The 17,752-nt window shown below is 59.5% G+C and carries 15 protein-coding genes; 7 read left to right on the forward strand and 8 right to left on the reverse strand.

Annotation, left to right across the window (positions count from 1 at the left end):
• Positions 1–9: 9 nt before the first annotated feature.
• Positions 10–633, reverse strand: a complete 624-nt coding sequence (locus tag THS5294_RS06885; RefSeq protein WP_058123156.1) for a glutathione S-transferase — start codon at positions 631–633, stop codon at positions 10–12.
• A 2-nt stretch (positions 634–635) separates the two neighbouring features.
• On the reverse strand, positions 636–2,072 hold the full coding sequence (gene xylB / locus THS5294_RS06890; protein WP_058123157.1) for a xylulokinase: 1,437 nt from the start codon (positions 2,070–2,072) through the stop codon (positions 636–638).
• 387 nt (positions 2,073–2,459) lie between these two features.
• On the opposite strand from xylB, the gene THS5294_RS06895 reads away from it, so the two are divergent.
• Genes THS5294_RS06895 through THS5294_RS06910 form a run of 4 tightly spaced genes read left to right on the forward strand, consistent with a single transcriptional unit; the run spans position 2,460 to position 8,478 of the window.
• Complete coding sequence (locus THS5294_RS06895) at positions 2,460–4,550, forward strand: hydantoinase/oxoprolinase family protein (protein ID WP_058123158.1); 2,091 nt, start codon at positions 2,460–2,462, stop codon at positions 4,548–4,550.
• The gene (locus THS5294_RS06900) at positions 4,547–6,226 is read left to right on the forward strand and encodes a hydantoinase B/oxoprolinase family protein (protein WP_058123159.1); all 1,680 of its coding nucleotides are present in this window, start codon (positions 4,547–4,549) and stop codon (positions 6,224–6,226) included. The genes THS5294_RS06895 and THS5294_RS06900 overlap by 4 nt, the downstream gene beginning before the upstream one ends.
• Positions 6,223–7,434: an NAD(P)/FAD-dependent oxidoreductase gene (locus THS5294_RS06905; RefSeq protein ID WP_058123160.1), complete on the forward strand. Its 1,212-nt coding sequence runs from the start codon at positions 6,223–6,225 to the stop codon at positions 7,432–7,434. The genes THS5294_RS06900 and THS5294_RS06905 overlap by 4 nt, the downstream gene beginning before the upstream one ends.
• Before the next feature lie 51 nt (positions 7,435–7,485).
• Positions 7,486–8,478 carry an aldo/keto reductase gene (locus THS5294_RS06910; protein ID WP_058123161.1) on the forward strand — a complete coding sequence of 331 codons (993 nt, stop codon included), beginning with the start codon at positions 7,486–7,488 and terminating at the stop codon, positions 8,476–8,478.
• Here THS5294_RS06910 and THS5294_RS06915 read toward each other — a convergent pair.
• Positions 8,475–9,383, reverse strand: a complete 909-nt coding sequence (locus THS5294_RS06915; protein WP_058123162.1) for an endonuclease/exonuclease/phosphatase family protein — start codon at positions 9,381–9,383, stop codon at positions 8,475–8,477. The two genes, THS5294_RS06910 and THS5294_RS06915, sit on opposite strands and share 4 nt — an antisense overlap.
• 115 nt (positions 9,384–9,498) lie before the next feature.
• Between THS5294_RS06915 and ggt the strand changes: the two genes are divergently transcribed.
• Complete coding sequence (gene ggt, locus THS5294_RS06920) at positions 9,499–11,292, forward strand: gamma-glutamyltransferase (RefSeq protein WP_058123163.1); 1,794 nt, start codon at positions 9,499–9,501, stop codon at positions 11,290–11,292.
• 6 nt (positions 11,293–11,298) lie between these two features.
• Here the strand turns inward: ggt and THS5294_RS06925 are convergent, their stop codons facing one another.
• Both THS5294_RS06925 and THS5294_RS18330 read right to left on the reverse strand, forming a co-directional pair.
• Positions 11,299–12,120 carry a methyltransferase family protein gene (locus THS5294_RS06925; RefSeq protein WP_058123197.1) on the reverse strand — a complete coding sequence of 274 codons (822 nt, stop codon included), beginning with the start codon at positions 12,118–12,120 and terminating at the stop codon, positions 11,299–11,301.
• Between the two features lie 49 nt (positions 12,121–12,169).
• A complete protein-coding gene (locus THS5294_RS18330) occupies positions 12,170–12,334 on the reverse strand; it encodes a hypothetical protein (RefSeq protein WP_158508583.1) in 165 nt (54 codons plus the stop codon).
• A gap of 268 nt (positions 12,335–12,602) precedes the next feature.
• On the opposite strand from THS5294_RS18330, the gene THS5294_RS06930 reads away from it, so the two are divergent.
• Positions 12,603–13,073, forward strand: coding sequence for a Dps family protein (locus tag THS5294_RS06930; protein WP_038008095.1), 471 nt, complete (start codon positions 12,603–12,605; stop codon positions 13,071–13,073).
• A gap of 58 nt (positions 13,074–13,131) precedes the next feature.
• On the opposite strand, the gene THS5294_RS06935 is transcribed toward THS5294_RS06930, so the two are convergent.
• Together THS5294_RS06935 and THS5294_RS06940 are read right to left on the reverse strand one after the other, a co-directional pair.
• Positions 13,132–13,929: an FAD binding domain-containing protein gene (locus tag THS5294_RS06935; protein WP_058123164.1), complete on the reverse strand. Its 798-nt coding sequence runs from the start codon at positions 13,927–13,929 to the stop codon at positions 13,132–13,134.
• Between the two features lie 28 nt (positions 13,930–13,957).
• Complete coding sequence (locus THS5294_RS06940) at positions 13,958–14,455, reverse strand: (2Fe-2S)-binding protein (protein WP_038008093.1); 498 nt, start codon at positions 14,453–14,455, stop codon at positions 13,958–13,960.
• Positions 14,456–14,648: 193 nt separating this feature from the next.
• On the opposite strand from THS5294_RS06940, the gene THS5294_RS06945 reads away from it, so the two are divergent.
• The gene (locus THS5294_RS06945; RefSeq protein WP_058123165.1) at positions 14,649–17,084 is read left to right on the forward strand and encodes a GcvT family protein; all 2,436 of its coding nucleotides are present in this window, start codon (positions 14,649–14,651) and stop codon (positions 17,082–17,084) included.
• 92 nt (positions 17,085–17,176) lie between these two features.
• Here the strand turns inward: THS5294_RS06945 and THS5294_RS18225 are convergent, their stop codons facing one another.
• Positions 17,177–17,752: a hypothetical protein gene (locus tag THS5294_RS18225; protein ID WP_072936775.1), complete on the reverse strand. Its 576-nt coding sequence runs from the start codon at positions 17,750–17,752 to the stop codon at positions 17,177–17,179.

Consider the following 17,752-nt stretch of genomic DNA (forward strand, 5'->3'; position numbering starts at 1 on the left):
GTCGTGCACTCAAGGAAAGGCGATCTCAGGGTCGCCTTCCTGCCATTGAGGGTACTTTTTCATCGTACTCTCAAACCGCTCTGAGGCTAGAAACCGCTCCAGCCATGCCTGTACACGCGGCCAAGGCTGCGCATCAAAACGCGGCTTATCCACAAATGCGAACTGTCGCACAAACGGCAAGATCGCATAGTCCGCCACGCTGGGCTGGTCAAAAATCCACTCTCCCATTTCGGCATCAAGATCGGCCAAGAACCCATGCGCCTCTGCGCGTGAAGCCTCTGGGTCCGCATCTGGGTATCGGGGAGGATACTTTGTGCGATCAAGCGCGGATTTGAACGGACCATCGCAGCGTGCAATCCAATCAAACCCCTCGCGTGGCATGGTCAACCATCCCTCGGGATCGCGCTGACGCAACGCCCACAGCATGATGTCGAGGCTTTCATCCAGCACCTCATCCTCCGCCACAAGGCAAGGCACGGTGCCACTGGCCGACGCCGCTAGGAACGCGACCGGTTTATCCCGCAAGACAACTTCGCGCAGCGCGACGGAGATGCCCGACGCTGATACGGCCAACCGCGCGCGCATCGCGTAGGGACACCGGCGAAAGGAATAGAGAATAGGTTTCGACGCCATAATCACAGCGACCTCAGCGCATCATAGGCGGCACGGTATCGCGCGTGACCGTCTGCCATTGCGTCACGTAGCGCCTCCACAGGTTCCGTGCTGCGGGCGATGGGTGGGGGTGTGACGACCTCTCGGCCTGCGCCGGTGCCTGCCATCATCCCCAAACGCGCCGCGCCCAAAGCTGCGCCAAAGTCACCCGCCTTTGGCAGATCCAGCGTGACGCCCAGCGTCGTCGCCAGCATCTCAACCCAATGCGCGGACTTAGAGCCGCCGCCCAAAACAAGCGCTCGCTTTAGGGTCGTGCCCGTCTGAGCCAAGGCCAACTGGTTGTCCGCAAACGCGAAACTGACACCTTGCAACACGGCGCGCGCAGCCTCGGTCGCATTTGTTGCGTGATCTAGGTGCAGGAATTGACCACGCATCTGCGCGTTATTGTGGGGCGTCCGTTCCCCGCCTAGATAGGGAAGGAACAACGTACGACTGGGGGCCTGAAGCGCACCTAGATCAGCGGTCAATTCAGCGGCCGTTTGACCCGTTAACCGCGCAAGCCATTCGAGAGCATCGCTGGCCGCCAAGATGACACCCATCTGATGCCAAGTGTCTGGTACTGCATGACAAAAGCTATGCACGGCCGTTTCTGGCGCAGGGCGGTAGCCCGAGGTCGCAGCAAACAATACGCCGGACGTGCCCAGTGACAAGAACGCAGACCCGTCCTCAACAACGCCCACACCGATTGCGGCCGCCGCATTGTCCCCTGCGCCGCCCGCAACAGGGACCACTGGCAACCCAAGGTCTGCGGCCAGTTTTGGCCTGAGTTGGCCGGAAATTGCACTGCCCTCGACCAATCTGGGCATTTGGCTACGGTTCAAGTGGCAAGCGGCCAAAAGGGTATCAGACCAATCGCGCGCCGCCGTATCGAACCACGCGGTGCCCGCAGCGTCCGACATCTCGGACACATACTCTCCTGTCAAAAAGAGCCGGAGATAATCCTTGGGGAGCAGGATTTTAGTGGCCTTCTCAAAGACCTCAGGCTTGTTACGGCGCAGCCATTCTACCTTGGGCGCGGTAAACCCCGGAAAAACGATATTGCCCGAAATCGCGCGAAACCGCGGGTCCGCGTCCATCTCAGCGGCCTCATCCGCGCTACGCGTGTCGTTCCACAGCATGCAAGGATAGACGGGCTGATCATCCGCGCCGACAAGGCAGGCGCCGTGCATATGCCCCGACAAGCCGATCCCCTTCAACCCAGAGCAATCAGCCTTGGCAGCCAACGCACCAAGGGCTTGGCGCACCGCGGCCTCCCACGTGGAAGGGCATTGCTCTGCCCAACCATCGTGCGGCCGCTGCACTTGGAGCGGTACGTGATGTTCGGCCAGAATATTCTGATCGTCATCGATTAAGATGGCCTTGAGCGATGACGTGCCCAAGTCGAGGCCAATGAAACTCATGCGACGGCTTTCGGATTTTTACGAATTATTGAGGATAGAATATCGTTCTGTGTGCCGCCTACAACCCGTTCTCGCCAAGAGTTAGCCGATATGGCGATCCCGGCCTTGTGGTCAAACGGTGCAATGTCTGTGGGGCAGTTCCCCCTAGGTAAAAATACCGTAGCGCGCGAACCACGAGTCTGCCTCTCGGTCCATAATAAGCGCCGCTGTCCCCGACTTGAAACGGCCCAGAACATAGCGGTCACCGGATCGAATTCGGAAAGCCCACGCGCCTGCATCCTTCGCAAACATGCCTTTGGGAACGGTCCCAATACGCGCCTTGCGGCTGGGTTATTTCCGAGGCAGGCTCAGGCTTGGAAATAGAGTATGGACTTGGGGGAGAGCAGCATGGCGCAGGATGGTATCCGGCTGGGAGTAGATATCGGAGGCACCTTCACGGATGTCGTTTTAGAAGGGCCGGACCTGTTCGCATCCACCAAAGTGCTCACGACATATGCTGCGCCTGAAGATGCAATTGTTGAGGGATTGCAAAGGGTTTGTGCAGCCGAGGGCATCGCGCCCAGCGCCATTACCCAGATCATTCACGGCACCACACTTGCCACCAACGCCCTGATCGAACGGCGCGGCGCGCGCACTGCTTTGATCACCACTGAGGGCTTTCGTGACGTAATCGAAATGCGGTCCGAGAGCCGGTTTGAGCAATACGATCTGAACCTCACCCTGCCCGAACCCCTCCTGCCCCGCCAACCCCGGTTGTGCGTGCGCGAACGCGTCAATGCACAGGGCGAAGTCATGATCGCGCTGGATGAGGCCGAGGTCGCCACCCGCATAGATGAGATCGCGGCAATGGGCGTCGACAGTGTTGCCGTCGGCCTGATGCACAGTTACCTCAATTCCGCGCACGAGCGGCGCATCCGCGAGATGATCGCCGCGCGCCTGCCCGATGTCTCTGTCTCGATCTCGAGCGAAGTGTCCCCGCAGATGCGCGAATATGAGCGGTTCAACACTACCGTGGCGAATGCCTACATCAAACCGCTCATTGCCTCTTATCTTTGCCGCCTAGAAGCCCGCCTAAAGGCCGAAGGCGTAACGGCTGATGTATTCCTAATGCATTCGGGTGGTGGGATTATCAGCCTTCAAAATGCTGCCGACTTCCCCGTTCGTTTGGTTGAATCTGGTCCCGCTGGGGGGGCCGTGTTTGCCGCCGATATCGCCGCGCGTCATGGCCTTAATAAGGTGCTGAGCTTTGACATGGGCGGTACTACGGCCAAAATTTGCCTCATCAAGGACCAAACCCCCAAGACCGCGCGTGTTTTTGAGGTTGCGCGCACGTACCGCTTCAAAAAAGGCTCTGGGATGCCGATCTCTATTCCAGTGATCGACATGGTTGAGATTGGCGCAGGGGGCGGCTCACTTGCGTCCGTGGATGCGCTTCAACGGATCGCGGTTGGCCCAGAAAGCGCCGGATCCGAGCCGGGGCCAGCGTCCTACGGGCGCGGCGGCGATCGGCCGGCGGTGACAGACGCGGACCTTATGTTGGGCAAGCTTGACCCAGCGGCCTTTGCAGGTGGGCGGATCGCTCTGGACCGTGACGCCGCGGCGCGCGCGCTGGATACCGCCGTCGGCACCCCCCTGGGCATGCCCCCACAAGAGGCTGCCTTTGGGGTCACAGAAGTTGTCGACGAGAACATGGCCAACGCCGCGCGCGTTCATGCCGTTGAGAATGGCGAAGACCTCAGCGACTACACCATGATCGCCTTTGGCGGGGCCGCACCGCTGCACGCCGGACGGTTGTGCGAAAAGCTGGGGATCAGCCGGTGCCTTGTGCCGCCCGGTGCGGGTGTCGGCAGCGCGATTGGCTTTCTGCGCGCGCCCTTCAGTTTTGAGGCGACCCGATCGGTATACATGCGGCTTAGCGCGTTTGATGCAGACACCGTGGCACAATTACTGGCCGAACTCGCGGATGAGGCGACCGCATTTGTGCGAACCTGCGACGCAAAGGCCCCGATTGAAACGGCGGTCAAAGTCTACATGCGCTATGCGGGTCAAGGCTGGGAAATTCCCGTAACGCTGACGCCCGCGCAGGCCGGGGCACCCGATGCCGCGACGTTTGTTGCACGGTTTGAGGAAGACTATGCCCAGTTGTTCGGGCGCACCGTCGCGGGGCTGGACATCGAAGTCACGGTCTGGTCGGTCAACGCGTCTACGCCGAAATCTCCGCCCCGATCGATGCCAGAATCCGCGGCCCAAACGACACTGGCACCGCACCAAGCAACCAGACAGATGTTCGACCCCGCGCGCGCCACAACGCTAGAGGCCGCAGAGATCGCCCGGCGCGCGCTGGCCCCGGGGATGCGCTGCCCGGGCCCCGCTGCCATCGTTGAAGAAGAAACCACCATCGTCGTCCCCGCCAGCCGCACGGCCCTATGTCACGCCGACGGCTGCATTGAGCTTAGCCTTGAGGGAGCCCAACCATGACCCTGTCATCCGTCGCCGCACAAGTCATGTGGAACCGCCTGATCTCAATCGTAGAAGAACAGGCCCAAGCGTTGGTGCGCACTGCCTTTTCGACCTCAGTCCGAGAGGCCGGGGATTTGTCGGCTGGCGTCTATGATGCGCAGGGCCGGATGCTGGCCCAAGCGGTCACGGGCACGCCGGGCCACGTCAACGCAATGGCCGATGCAGTCGCTCATTTCATTCGCTGCATCGGGCGCGATACCATGGCCGAGGGCGACGTCTATATCACCAACGACCCGTGGGAGGGGACCGGCCACCTGCACGATTTCACCATGGTCACGCCCGTGTTTCATGGCGATAAATTGGTGAGCTTCTTCGCCTGTACTGCTCATGTCGTCGATGTTGGCGGGCGCGGGTTTGGGGCCGATGCGCATAGCGTCTACGAAGAAGGTCTGCACATCCCCATCATGCGTTTTGCGGATCGCGGCACCGTGGACCAAACGCTTTTGCGGATCGTGCGCAGCAACGTGCGCGAACCCGATCAATTGGTGGGCGATCTTTATGCTTTGGCCAGTTGTAATCAGATCGGCGTGCAGCGTTTGAACGATATGATGGCAGAGTTCGCCCTGTCGGATTTGGCCGAAATCGCGGGCTTCATTCTAGACAACTCACGCACGGCGACCCTCGCGCGGATCGCGGCCCTGCCGCGCACCACCGCAACTGGTGAAATGACGGTCGATGGCTTCGACACGCCAATCACTTTGTGCGCCACGGTCACGGTCGAAGATCAGCGCATCATTACCGATTTCACGGGCACATCGGGCGTGGACCCAAAGGGGATCAACTGCCCCCTCGTCTACGCTAAGGCCTACGCATGTTATGCGCTTAAAGTCGCGATTGCGCCGGATATCCCCAACAACCACGCCTCACTAGAGCCGTTTGAAGTCACGGCCCCCGCAGACACAATCGTCAACGCAGTCCATCCTGCGCCCGTCGCGTTGCGCCACATCGTCGGCCACTTCGTACCGGACGTGGTTTTCAACGCATTCGACCAGATCGTACCGGGCGTTGTGCCCGCCGAAGGGGCGGGATGTTTGTGCAATTTCCAGGTCTCCCTCCGGCCCGCACCGGGGGCGGCAGAGGCCCGCCGAGCGGAGGTGTTGACGTTCAACTCCGGCGGATCCGGCGCGCGGCCCGGCCTTGACGGCTTAAACGCGACCGCGTTCCCCTCGGGCGTGATGACCATGCCCGTTGAGGCAACCGAGCACGCAGGCCCGGTCATCATCTGGCGCAAGGAATTGCGCCCCGGATCAGGCGGCGCAGGGGCTGCACGCGGCGGATTGGGCCAAGTGATGGAGGTCGGCGCCCTGCCGGGCCATGAATTCGACCTGCAAGCCATGTTTGATCGCGGCGCCCACCCCGCGCGCGGACGACGCGGCGGGACGGACGGCGCGCCCACGGTCATCACCCGTGAAGACGGCACGCCCATGCGTGTCAAAGGCAAACAGTTTGTGCCCGAAGGCGGGCGCGTGCAGATGGCCTTTCCCGGCGGGGGCGGATACGGACCCGCGTCCGACCGTCCGCTCAGTGCGATCCAACGCGACGTGGCTCGGGGCTATATCACGCCCGCAGATGCCCAGCGCGACTACGGCCTAACCCAAGCCCAGATCGACGCCGCAGAGGAGTTAGATCCATGAGCCAAGCCACACAAAGCCCCGCGCATTTAAAATATGACGTCGTCATCATCGGCGGGGGCATCATGGGGGCATCCACCGCGTGGTTCCTGGCGGATGAGCCCGATTTTAACGGACGCGTTTTGGTGATTGAGCGGGACACGACCCTCGAATTTGCGTCGACCACGCACACCAATTCCTGCGTGCGGCAACAGTTCTCAACCGAGTTAAACGTGCGCATCAGCCAGTTCACAGCTGAATTCGTCCATTCACTACGGGACCGAATGGGCGGCGATGAACGCGTACCAGAGCTGCGCATTCAGTCATTTGGGTACATGTATCTTGCGGCCGATGAGGGCTTTGCCGACACCCTGCGCGCGAACCAAACGATACAACATGCGGCCGGTGCGGCCACCCAGCTTCTTACCCCCGATCAGATCAAAGCCGCCTACCCGTTCTACACCGTAGACGACATTGTCCTTGGCTCGATCAACACGGTGAACGAGGGCTATTTCGACGGCAGCACCGTCAACACTTGGTGGCGACGGCAGGCGATTGAACGTGGCGTTGAGTGGCTCCAAAACGAGGTGGTCGCGATCACCCGCACAGGCGATCAGATCGAGAGTGTGACACTCGCCTCTGGAGAGGTCATCGCCTGCGGGCAATTGGTCAACGCATCGGGTCCGCGCGGAGCACGCACCGCAGCCATGGCCGGGCTGACGCTACCGATTGAGCCGCGCAAACGCTATTCATGGGTGATCAAGGCTGATCAACCGTTGGACCGCCCCCTGCCCCTGACAATCGATCCCTCCGGCGTGCATGTGCGCGAAAACGGTGGCGGAACCTATCAGGTCGGCGCCCACAGCGACATCGACCCTGCCGCCGATTTCGACGATTTCGCGATGGACCCGGATATCTGGATGGACAAAGTTTGGCCCGCCATCGCACACCGTATCCCTGCGTTTGAGGCCGTACGCATTCAGGCCGAATGGACCGGGCACTATGCCATGAACACCTTTGATCACAACGCCGTCCACGGACCGCACCCGGAGGTGCGCAATTTCCTGTTCATCAATGGGTTCTCAGGGCATGGGTTGCAACAGTCTCCGGCGATGGGCCGGGGGATGGCTGAGTGGATTACACATGGGGCCTACCAGACCTTGGACCTATCGGAGTTCGGCTACGACCGGCTCATGCACAATCGCCCAATCCATGAACGCGCTGTGATCTAGGCCAAACCCCGAAGCGAGCTATGTTGTTGTCAGGACAAGAGGAATACCGGAATGAAGACAATTACATTGGGCGCAAGCGGCCCACAGGTTTCGCAATTTGGCATAGGGGCGATGTCGTTTGCGGGCATCTATGGTGACGCCACTTTCGCAGAAAGCCACGCCGTGTTGGACGCGTGCCGCGCGGCGGGGGCCACGCATATCGACACTTCCAATGTCTATGGCATGGGCCGCTCCGAGGAGATCATCGGTGACTGGTTCAAGCAGCGCCCCGGCGCACGAGCCGATATGGTGCTGGCGACCAAAGCAGGCATCGCGCGCGGTAATGAACGCCCGCGTAACAATGACCCCGACTACCTTGAGGCCTGCTTGGATGAGAGCCTCACCCGGCTGGGCGTTGACCATGTGGATCTGTTCTATATCCACCGCTACGACGCCGCCCACAGCCCCGAAGACGTGGCAGGCACGCTTAAGCGTTTGATTGATGCAGGCAAAACACGGGCCGTTGGATTTTCGGAGATTGCGCCCAGCACGTTACGCCGGGCGTGGACGGAATGCCCTATCGCGGCCGTGCAATCCGAATACTCGCTTTCGACGCGCGCGCCCGAACTGGGGCTGAGCCAAGCCTGCGCCGAATTGGGCACCACCTTGGTCGCATTCTCGCCCGTGGGGCGTAGCTTTTTGACAGACGCCCCATTCAGCCATGCCCGCGCGCAATCCCATGCGTTTTTGGCCAACAACCCACGCTTTATGGAACCGAACTACAGCGCCAATATCACCGCCACGGATCGTTTCCGCCGCTTGGCTGCGGACATGGAGCTTCCCGCGGCGGCGCTTGCGATTGCGTGGGTCATCTCGCGCGGCGAGCATGTGCTGCCCATCCCCGGCACGAAAAACACCGCCCATCTGGCCGAACTGTTGCGCGGGACTGAGGTTACGCTCACGGCTGAGGATTTGGACCGAATTGAAGCCGTACTGCCCGTCGGCTGGGCTCACGGGGACCGATACTCTGACGTGCAATGGCAGGGGCCAGAACGCTTTAGCTAGGGCGCAAAATCAACAACGACGGGGTAGTGGTCCGTAGGCCATTCCCCGTCGAACTTTTGGCGCAGTACAACAGGTGCGCCAAGGGGCTGAACGGGCCCTGCATACCCAATGTGATCAATCGCCCCAAACAAGTTGAGGCCGCGATTGAAGTGAAACGTTGCCCCTTTGACGGGCGTAAATGTGACGCCCACGTCCTCCATGATCGCCAGCTTGCGCGCACCCAATCGCGCATTCATATCGCCGATGACAAACAGGGTTTCTCCGGCCTCGATCCAAGGCTTGATCCGTTCCGCGATCAACTCGGCTGATTGCAACCGATTGGATCGGCTACTGAAATCCGTATGGACATTCACCACACGAAACACCCGATCAGACCGCATATCCCGGAATTCGGCCCATGACGCAAAAGCAGGGTACGAGCCGTTGAACGTACGGGCGTAAAGGACATCCGGTGTCTCAGAGAAAAAGAACCACCCCTGCCCCAGCATTTGCAAGCGATCTCTGCGATAGAGGATGGGCTGGGTGGAGGGGAATTCGCGCGGGTCCCCCGCGGCTGCGGCCCCGTAGTTGAGGTTGTTGGTCAGCAGCCAATCCAACGCGAGGTTGTCGAGACTGATGGCGCCGCCCGCAAAGCTCTCCATTTCTTGGAAGCCGATCACGTCAGCCTCAAGCGCCTTGAAAGCCGTATCCAACGGACCCTTGCGCCGTTCCCAATCGGCCATCGACCATGGTCCCTCAGCGCGGGGCACAACGATGTAGTGCACATTATAAGTTGCCATGCGCAGCGCCTCAGGCGATGCGGGCGGCAACGCAGGCATCCCGGAATTGCGCAAAATCTGGGTGCAGCCGATGACGAAAACGCCCAGCGTCAAGATGAGTAGCGATTTGAGGATACGGCGCAGCATCCACCAAACGTGGGGCGGTCTGCGCAGAAAACCAGCACCACACCGTTAATTGTGACTTCGCGCAACGCTTAGCCCATGCAAAGCTAGCTGTGTCATTTGTTCCGGAGGTGTTTTCATGAAACGTACTGTTTTAGGCGCGGCAATGTGGGCCGTCTTTTGTGGACCCGTCATCGCGCAACAGGCGGCCGACGCCGTCGCACCAGAGCCCGCAAGCGCGCCATTGGCGTTCGAAGCCATCTCACCGGAACTACGCCCCGCATTTGACGCCAAAGCCAAGGGCGCGCCCGTCACAGCCCAAGACTGGATGGTCGCCGCTGCCAACCCTTGGGCCGTTCAGGCAGGTGCGCGCGTCTTGTCCGCAGGTGGAACCGCTGCGGATGCGATGGTCGCGGTACAAGCCGTTTTGGGTCTGGTCGAGCCGCAATCCTCAGGCCTAGGAGGCGGCGCGTTTTTGGTCTGGTATGATGCGGCATCGGGCGCGATCACCACGTTGGATGCGCGCGAAACTGCACCTTTGGCGGCCAACCCGCGGCTGTTTCAGGACGAAAACGGCGAGCCGCTCAAATTCTTTGACGCCGTCGTGGGCGGGTTGTCCGTCGGCACGCCTGGCACGCCAAGGCTGCTTGAGGACGCGCATCGCCGCTGGGGCCGCGCCAACTGGGCCGGGCTGTTTGACGATGCAATCACCTTGGCGGAGGATGGCTTTCCCGTTTCACCCCGGCTGGCCGGCTTGGTCGAACGCGACGCGGACAGGTTGCAACGTTTCGCACCGACTGCTGCGTATTTCTTCCCTGATGGCGTAGGGCTTGCGGCTGGCGACACCCTAATGAACCTCGACTACGCGGACACCTTGCGCGCGTTGGCAGACCATGGCGCGGACGCGTTCTATTCGGGTCCCATCGCACAGGATATCGTCACGACAGTGCGTACGGCACCCGGTAACCCTGGGGTGCTAAGCACCGATGACCTAGAGCTTTATCAAGTGATTGAACGCAACGCAGTTTGTGCCGAATATCGCGCGCACGAGGTATGCGGCATGGGGCCACCGTCCTCAGGTGGGCTGACCGTCGGGCAGATCCTTGGAATGCTTGACGGCTTTGATCTGACAGCCCTCGGCCTCACATCGCCCGAGGCATGGCGTCTGATCGGCGATGCCTCGCGTCTCGCGTTTGCAGACCGCGGCCGCTACATGGCCGATAGCGATTTTGTGCCCGTCCCCGCGCGCGGCCTGATCGCACCAGAGTATCTGGCAGAGCGGCGAAAGTTTCTCGAAGGCGATGATGCGCTGCCAGAGGTAGCCCCCGGCGCACCCAGCTTTGATCATGCCAGTTTGATCTGGGCCGATGACGAAAGCCTTGAGCTACCCTCGACCTCACACATCTCAATCGTGGACGCGTACGGCAACGCATTGTCGATGACGACGACCATCGAAAACGGCTTTGGCTCGCGCCTGTTTGTGCGCGGCTTCCTTTTGAACAATGAGCTGACAGATTTCTCATTCCGCACGCATCGCGATGGGGTGCCGATTGCAAACGCGCTGGCGCCGGGCAAGCGGCCTCGGTCATCAATGGCACCGACGATTGTTCTAAGAGACGGGGCGCCCGTGTTGGTAACGGGCAGTCCGGGGGGCTCTCGGATCATCGGATACGTGGCCAAGTCGATTATCGCCCATCTGGATTGGGGTATGGATGTGCAACAGGCCACCGCTTTGCCGCACCTTGTGAACCGCTTTGGTACTTATGACCTCGAAGAAGGCACCAGCGCCGAGGCTATGGGCGGCCCCCTAACCGAACTGGGGTATGAGGTTAATGCGCGCGCCCTGACATCTGGGCTGCACATGATTGCTATTGGCAACGGCATCACTGGCGGGGCTGACCCGCGCCGCGAAGGGATTGCGTACGGCCGTTAGACAGCCTCAGGCGTCGTCAGAGGACCGACGGTGCAAGGCTGGCATGGCGTAAGGCACCCGGGCTTTGTACGCCGCGAACCGGTCCCCATATCGGGCGGTGAACCGACGCTCCTTTAGGATGGGCGCGCCGAGGCAATAGGCCGTCAGCACTATCGCCACCGCAAGCTGGTCCGGCGTCCAAACAGGCACGGTCCACAGCGTCAACGCAAAGGCCACATAGATTGGCTGACGGATCACCCGAAACATCCCGCCCGTTGGCATGTCTGGGAAAACTGGCTTGATCTTGGCCATCAAAGACATCCACCCCAACGCGCCCGATTGCACCTCAGCGCCTGCGTCATAGCTGGCCTTGATCAAAAGCAACCATGCGCTGGTGTAGAGGCTGCACATCAACCAGAAAACGCCCCCCTCAGCCCGCCACCAGACCACGCCACTGGGCGTCCAGAGCGCGAACAAGAGCAACAATTGGCTGGACGCAACAATCGCGTAAGTGGTTGTCATCAAAGTGGACGCATGCTCGCGAGGGGCCAACCTTAACAGCCACTTACCGCCGCGCGTGGTCAACAAAATGGAATGCGCGAGCGGGAATTGAATCAGCAAAAGCGCGTTGACCAAATACGACAAGGGCGCGGGCACGGTCCCTAAGCTTTCACTCATCCCAAAGAACATCGCAGCGATCATCGCGACAACAGCCAGCCCAAAGATCGCGTGGCATACCGCGCCAAATGCGAGCGCAACGGCGATGCGGCGCAGCCCCCTTGGCGGTCGCAGCGCGCCAGAGATCAATCGCAAAAGACGCATAATCGGGTTGGGTTCGGGTTCGATCATGTACGCAGAGCTAGGCGACATGGGCGGGATTTCAAAGGCAGCCTGACTATTACCGCCGCTCACCCTGATCTGATTGATCCAAAACGTATTGCCCGGTCTTTTGATCCAGCGTCAGTCGGACACCCTGACGGGGGCGCGCAGCCTTGGTGGCTACAATGACAGCCACAAGTAAAAACACCACAAAGGCCAATGCAATGGTGAGAATGACCTCCATGTTTTGCTCCCTTGCCCTCAGATGCCTCGAAATGCTTGATATCTTTACGGTAGGCCCCCGGGGCCAGATTTCACAGACTTTTCGCCCCAGCCAACGGCTGCATGTGCGCAACAACCGCTATGACTTTGAAATTTATCGAGCCTTCACCCAATTTAGAATAATTCTAAAAATGTCTTGGAATGGCACATAACATCCCTATATCCAAAAGCATGGAACGGCCAAAACACATTCAAAAACGCACAAATTTACCCCAAAACAGGAGAAAATCATGACGCAGACAGCGGCAACTCTGACGACAAACGCGCAAGCAGAGATCGTGAATGGCCTGAACCAATGTGTGGCAGAAACGGCTGTCACCACAATGCTCGCACAGAATTTCCACTGGAACGTGACCGGCATGGCCTTTGGCCCCCTGCACGACCTGTTTCAGCAAATCTACGAAGACCATTTCGTAGCGCAAGATGACCTCGCGGAGCGTGCCAAGGCCCTGCACGGTCACGCTGAAGGCACCCTCGGGGGCATGCTGAAACGCTCAAAGGTGACTGAGGTTGAGGGTGTTCCAGCTGCCGAAGATATGATCCGCCTGATGATGGAGGCACAGAACACTGTCGCCTCAAGCCTTGCGGAAACCGGCAGTCTAGCCGCAGATCACGGTGACACGCTGACCGAAGATTTGTGCATCGCACGCGGTCAGACCCACGAGAAATTCGCGTGGCTGCTGCGCGCGCATATCAGTTGATAGCAAAAATGTTACGGGCTGATGGTTTCAGCCCGTAACATTTTCCGACACCCAGGCCTTAGCCCGCAGCAATCACCGCGCGCTTTGCCATGACCTTGATCAGCTGGGCCCTGTATGCGGCGGAACCGTGCAAATCGCTCATGAGTTCTTCTTCCGACACATCAACGCCATCAACAGCAGCTGATGTGAAGCGAGCTGCAAGTGCGGCCTCTAGCCCCTTGTGGCAAAAGACCCCGTCTTCGCCCGCGCCCGTGACAGCCACACGCACATCGCCGTCCAAAACGGCGACGAAAACCCCTACCATCGCGTAGCGCGACGCAGGATTCGGAAATTTTGCATAGGCCGCCTTTTCAGGGATCGGGAACCGCACGGAGGTGATAATCTCGTCCTCATCCAGATCGGTTGCGAACATACCGGCAAAGAACGCATCGGCATCGACCTCGCGACGATCTGTGATGATCGTCGCGTTCAACGCAAGTGCCGCCGCCGGATAGCAAGCGGACGGATCATTGTTGGCTAATGAGCCACCAATCGTGCCCATGGCGCGCACGGCAGGATCGCCAATGCCGGCCGCAAGCCTCGCAAGCGCAGGAATATGCGTCCGGACATCCGTGTGTAGTGCCACATCTGCGTGGCGCGTCGCGGCCCCAACAACCAGCGCGTCGCCTTTGATGCAAACGCCCTGCAACTCAGCCAAGGCACGGATATCGATCAGGTCACTTGGCGCGGCAAGGTGTTGTTTCATTGTGGGCACAAGCGTCTGACCACCCGCAATTACTTTGCCATCTTCCGCATCACCCAAAATCGCGACCGCGTCCGCGACAGAGGTCGCTTTGTGGTATTTCAACTCATACATCGACGTATCCTTTCTCAGCCGAACCCATCTACTGGGCCGCCTTAGCCGCGCCCGACATGGTCTGTGCGGCGTCTGCAATCGCTTTGACGATGTTGTGGTAGCCGGTGCAGCGGCACAAATTGCCCTCTAGCTCTTCGCGAATAGCGGCCTCGGTCAGAGGCTGGCCCATGGCCTGATAGCGCGTCACGATGTCGATGCCCGCCATCACCATGCCCGGCGTACAAAACCCGCATTGCAGCCCGTGATGCGTGTTGAACGCCGTCTGCATTGGATGCAAATCATCCCCGTTCGCAACGCCCTCAATCGTCGTGACGTCTGCTCCGTCCAGCGACACCGCAAGCGTCGTGCAGGCCTTAATCGCACGCCCATCCACGTGGACCAAACAGGCCCCACATTGACTGGTATCGCAGCCAACATGCGTACCCGTCAGACGCAAATCTTCGCGCAGGAACTGTGACAGCAAGGTGTTGTCTGGCACCTCCCGGCTCACGGTTTGTCCGTTGACCGTCAGTTTGACGCGACTCATGGCTTTCTCCCTGTGACTTGGCGCGGTTCGCCGCCGAAGCCTACCCTTTCAAAGATCAATTGCAACGCGATCGTGACGACGCACAGGCCGCACTACGATCTGGACCTAATGAAACCGCAAAATTCAACTTTTCAACGGGCTTTGTTCGTGGTGCTTTGAAGCGTAGATCATAAAGTGTCGGAGGCCGAACCCCATGAAATCGCGCACAAAAGTCGCCGTCATCGGTGGTGGTATCGCTGGCTGCTCGACCTTGTATCACCTAACCCAAGAGGGTTGGAGCGACGTTGTCCTAATTGAGCGAGACGAGCTGACGAGCGGGACGACTTGGCACTCTGCCGCGCAGGTGACGAACTTCGGGATGAACCAGACGATGGTCGGGCTCAAGTCGCACTCCATCGCGTTGTACAAAAAGCTGCGCGACGATCCGGAATACCCCGTGGGTTATCATCATGGTGACGGCGGCATTCGGTTGGCCAATACCGAAGGCCACATGCAGGGCTATCGCCATTTTGCCTCAATGGCGCGCGGCATGGGCGTTGAGTATGAAATCTTGGATGCCGAGGAATGCGCGCGCAGGCATCCGCTGATCTCAACCGAGAACCTGCTGGGGGGCCTATGGGATGGGGAAGACGGTGACATCGACCCCGCCCAACTGTGTCAGGCACTCGCGTTTCATGCGCGCAAAGCGGGTGCTGAGGTGTACCGCAACACTGCGGTGACCGGCCTTAAGCAACTGTCTGACGATACTTGGGTCGTGCACACAACCAAGGGCGACATTGCCGCAGACATCGTTGTGAACGCGGGCGGTTACCGCGTAAACGAGATCGGTGCGATGATGGGCGTTCGGCACCCCGTGGCGTCGATGGAACACCAGTATTTTGTCACCGAAGACATCCCCGCTATCGCCGAGGCTGGTCACAGGATGCCGCTCTTGCGGTGCCCGATCTCCGACTATTATTCGCGCCAGGAAAAAGGCGGATTGCTGGTTGGTTTCTATGAGCAGGATTGCAAAACGTGGGGGATGGATGGGATCAGCCCCGACTTTTCCAACGACCTCTGCCCAGATGACCTAGACCGCGTGATGGACGTCCTAGAAGGCGCGTTTGAGCGGATGCCCGTCTTGGCCGACGTGGGCATCAAGCGGGTGGTTAACGGCCCCATCACGTACACCATCGACGGCGCGCCTTTGGTTGGGCCGATCCCCGGAAAGCGGAATGCATTTTGCATCATCGGCCTGCGTGCCGGGCTCGGAGAAGGCGGCGGACACGGCTGGCTTTTGGCGCAACAGATCGTACATGGCGAAGCGTGCTACGACACTTGGTGCACCGATCCGCGCCGGTTCACGGGCCACGCGACAGTCGAGTTAACCGCGCTCAAAGCCGTCGAAGATTATCAAAATGAGTTCCGCTTTCACTTTCCCCACGAACACCGGCCCGCGGGCCGGCCTGCAAAAACCACCCCCCTTACTCCTGTATTAGCGGCCGAGGGCGCGGAGTTCACAATTGTGAACGGGTGGGAGCGCATGGATTACATCAAGCCGACGCCGGACTTTGTGGCGACGCATTCCTTCGCGTTTGACAACACGTTTGGAGCCGTCGGCGCCGAAGTGGCACATGTCCACACCAAGGTCGGCCTATGTGAGGTCAACGGCTTCAACCGATTTGAGATTACCGGTGTCGACCGCCACGCATTCATGGATCGGATGAGTTGCAGCTTCGTGCCCAAAAAGGACGGGCGCGTAGGCTTGGTCTATCTGCTCAATGAGCAGGGCATGGTGAAATCAGAGGCCACTGTGGCCAATCTGCCAGCCAGTGACCGTGGGCCGGAGCGCATGTGGTATGGGTCTGCTGCGGCAAGCGAATACCATGATATGGATTGGCTGCGCGCGCACATGTGTGCCGATGAAGATGTGCAAATTCGCAGTCTTACCAATGACATGACGATCCTTGTTTTAGCCGGCCCTGATGCCTGCGCGGTGCTACAGGCTTGTGCGCGCGGCGATTGGTCTAACGACACATTCCCGTTCCTGCGGGTGCGCGAGTGTGAAATCGGCTTTGTACCAGCCACTGTTATGCGGGTCAGTTTTTCGGGCGAATTGGCCTATGAAATCCACGTGCCCAACGCATCATTGTACGCGGCCTACCTGGCACTGCGTGCGGCTGGAGAGAACTTTGACTTACGTTTGTTCGGCGCACGAGCAGTTGAGTCTATGCGAATGGAAAAAGGATTTCTGCACTGGAAAGCCGACATCATCACCGAGTTCGATCCCTATGAAACGGGCCTCACCCGGTTTGTACGTATCGATAAGGGCCCGTTTGTTGGCCGCGAAGCTTTGAGAGAACGCCTTACGAAGGCGCCTCGCAAGCAATTCGTAACGCTGCATGTCAAAACAGATCACGCGCCCGCACACCCGGGCGCATCCCTGATGGAGGCCGGTCGCGTTGTCGGTACGATCACGTCTGGGGCGTGGGGGCACCGGATCGAGAAAAACTTGGCCTACGCGTTTGTTGAAACTGACTTTGCTAATGTGGGCGCCACGATGTCGCTCGATCTTTGCGGAGATATGGTCGAGGCCGAAGTCATAGCGCCAGGTGCTTTTGACCCAGAACACAAACGTATGCGTGGGTAGAAGCCGTTGATTGCGTTTGGCATTCTTGGTGGCTAGAGGATTTCTCGGGCAAGGGGCGTACAATTCATTTGGTTAAAGCAAAAGAACCCCCGCTATTCCGCCAAATAACTTTTCCAAAGTGCAATCAACTCGGTCGTTTTTTCGTATTTGCACAAAGCCAACAGAATTGCGCCCGACTGAGTTGCACAGAAAACGGATCGGCCGCCAGCGGGATGCCCACTGTAGATTGCGCACGCTGGCTTAGGCGTATCTTCTGATCCGATGCAGTCTTGCTCATCGTGGCTAGCCCCCTCTTCAGCAGCCAAAGACTTGAGCGAATTCAGCAAACTAGGATCACCCCAGAGCACCTGAAACTCTCCGCTCTTCCAGACCACCAATGCCTCTACCTGCGTGCGAAATTGATCGGAGAAAGCGGCAAGAGGCGATGCTTGGGTGGCTTCACGCATACCTATATCGGGCAACGCAGGTGGGTTGCGCTCTTCATGGTTTTGAAATGTGCTAAGGTCAAAGCGCTGCGAACGAACCGTTATGCGAGCGGTACTGTCCAAAAAACGCTCCAATGCCTCGGCGACAGGCTCTGCACGAACAGCTTGATGGGGAGTCTCAGTTCGAGCAGCTTTATAGGAACGGTTTTCGCCTGAACAAGCGGTGTACTCGACGCCCAACAA

This window comes from Thalassobacter stenotrophicus, from assembly GCF_001458315.1.
Taxonomy (GTDB): Bacteria; Pseudomonadota; Alphaproteobacteria; order Rhodobacterales; family Rhodobacteraceae; genus Thalassobacter; species Thalassobacter stenotrophicus.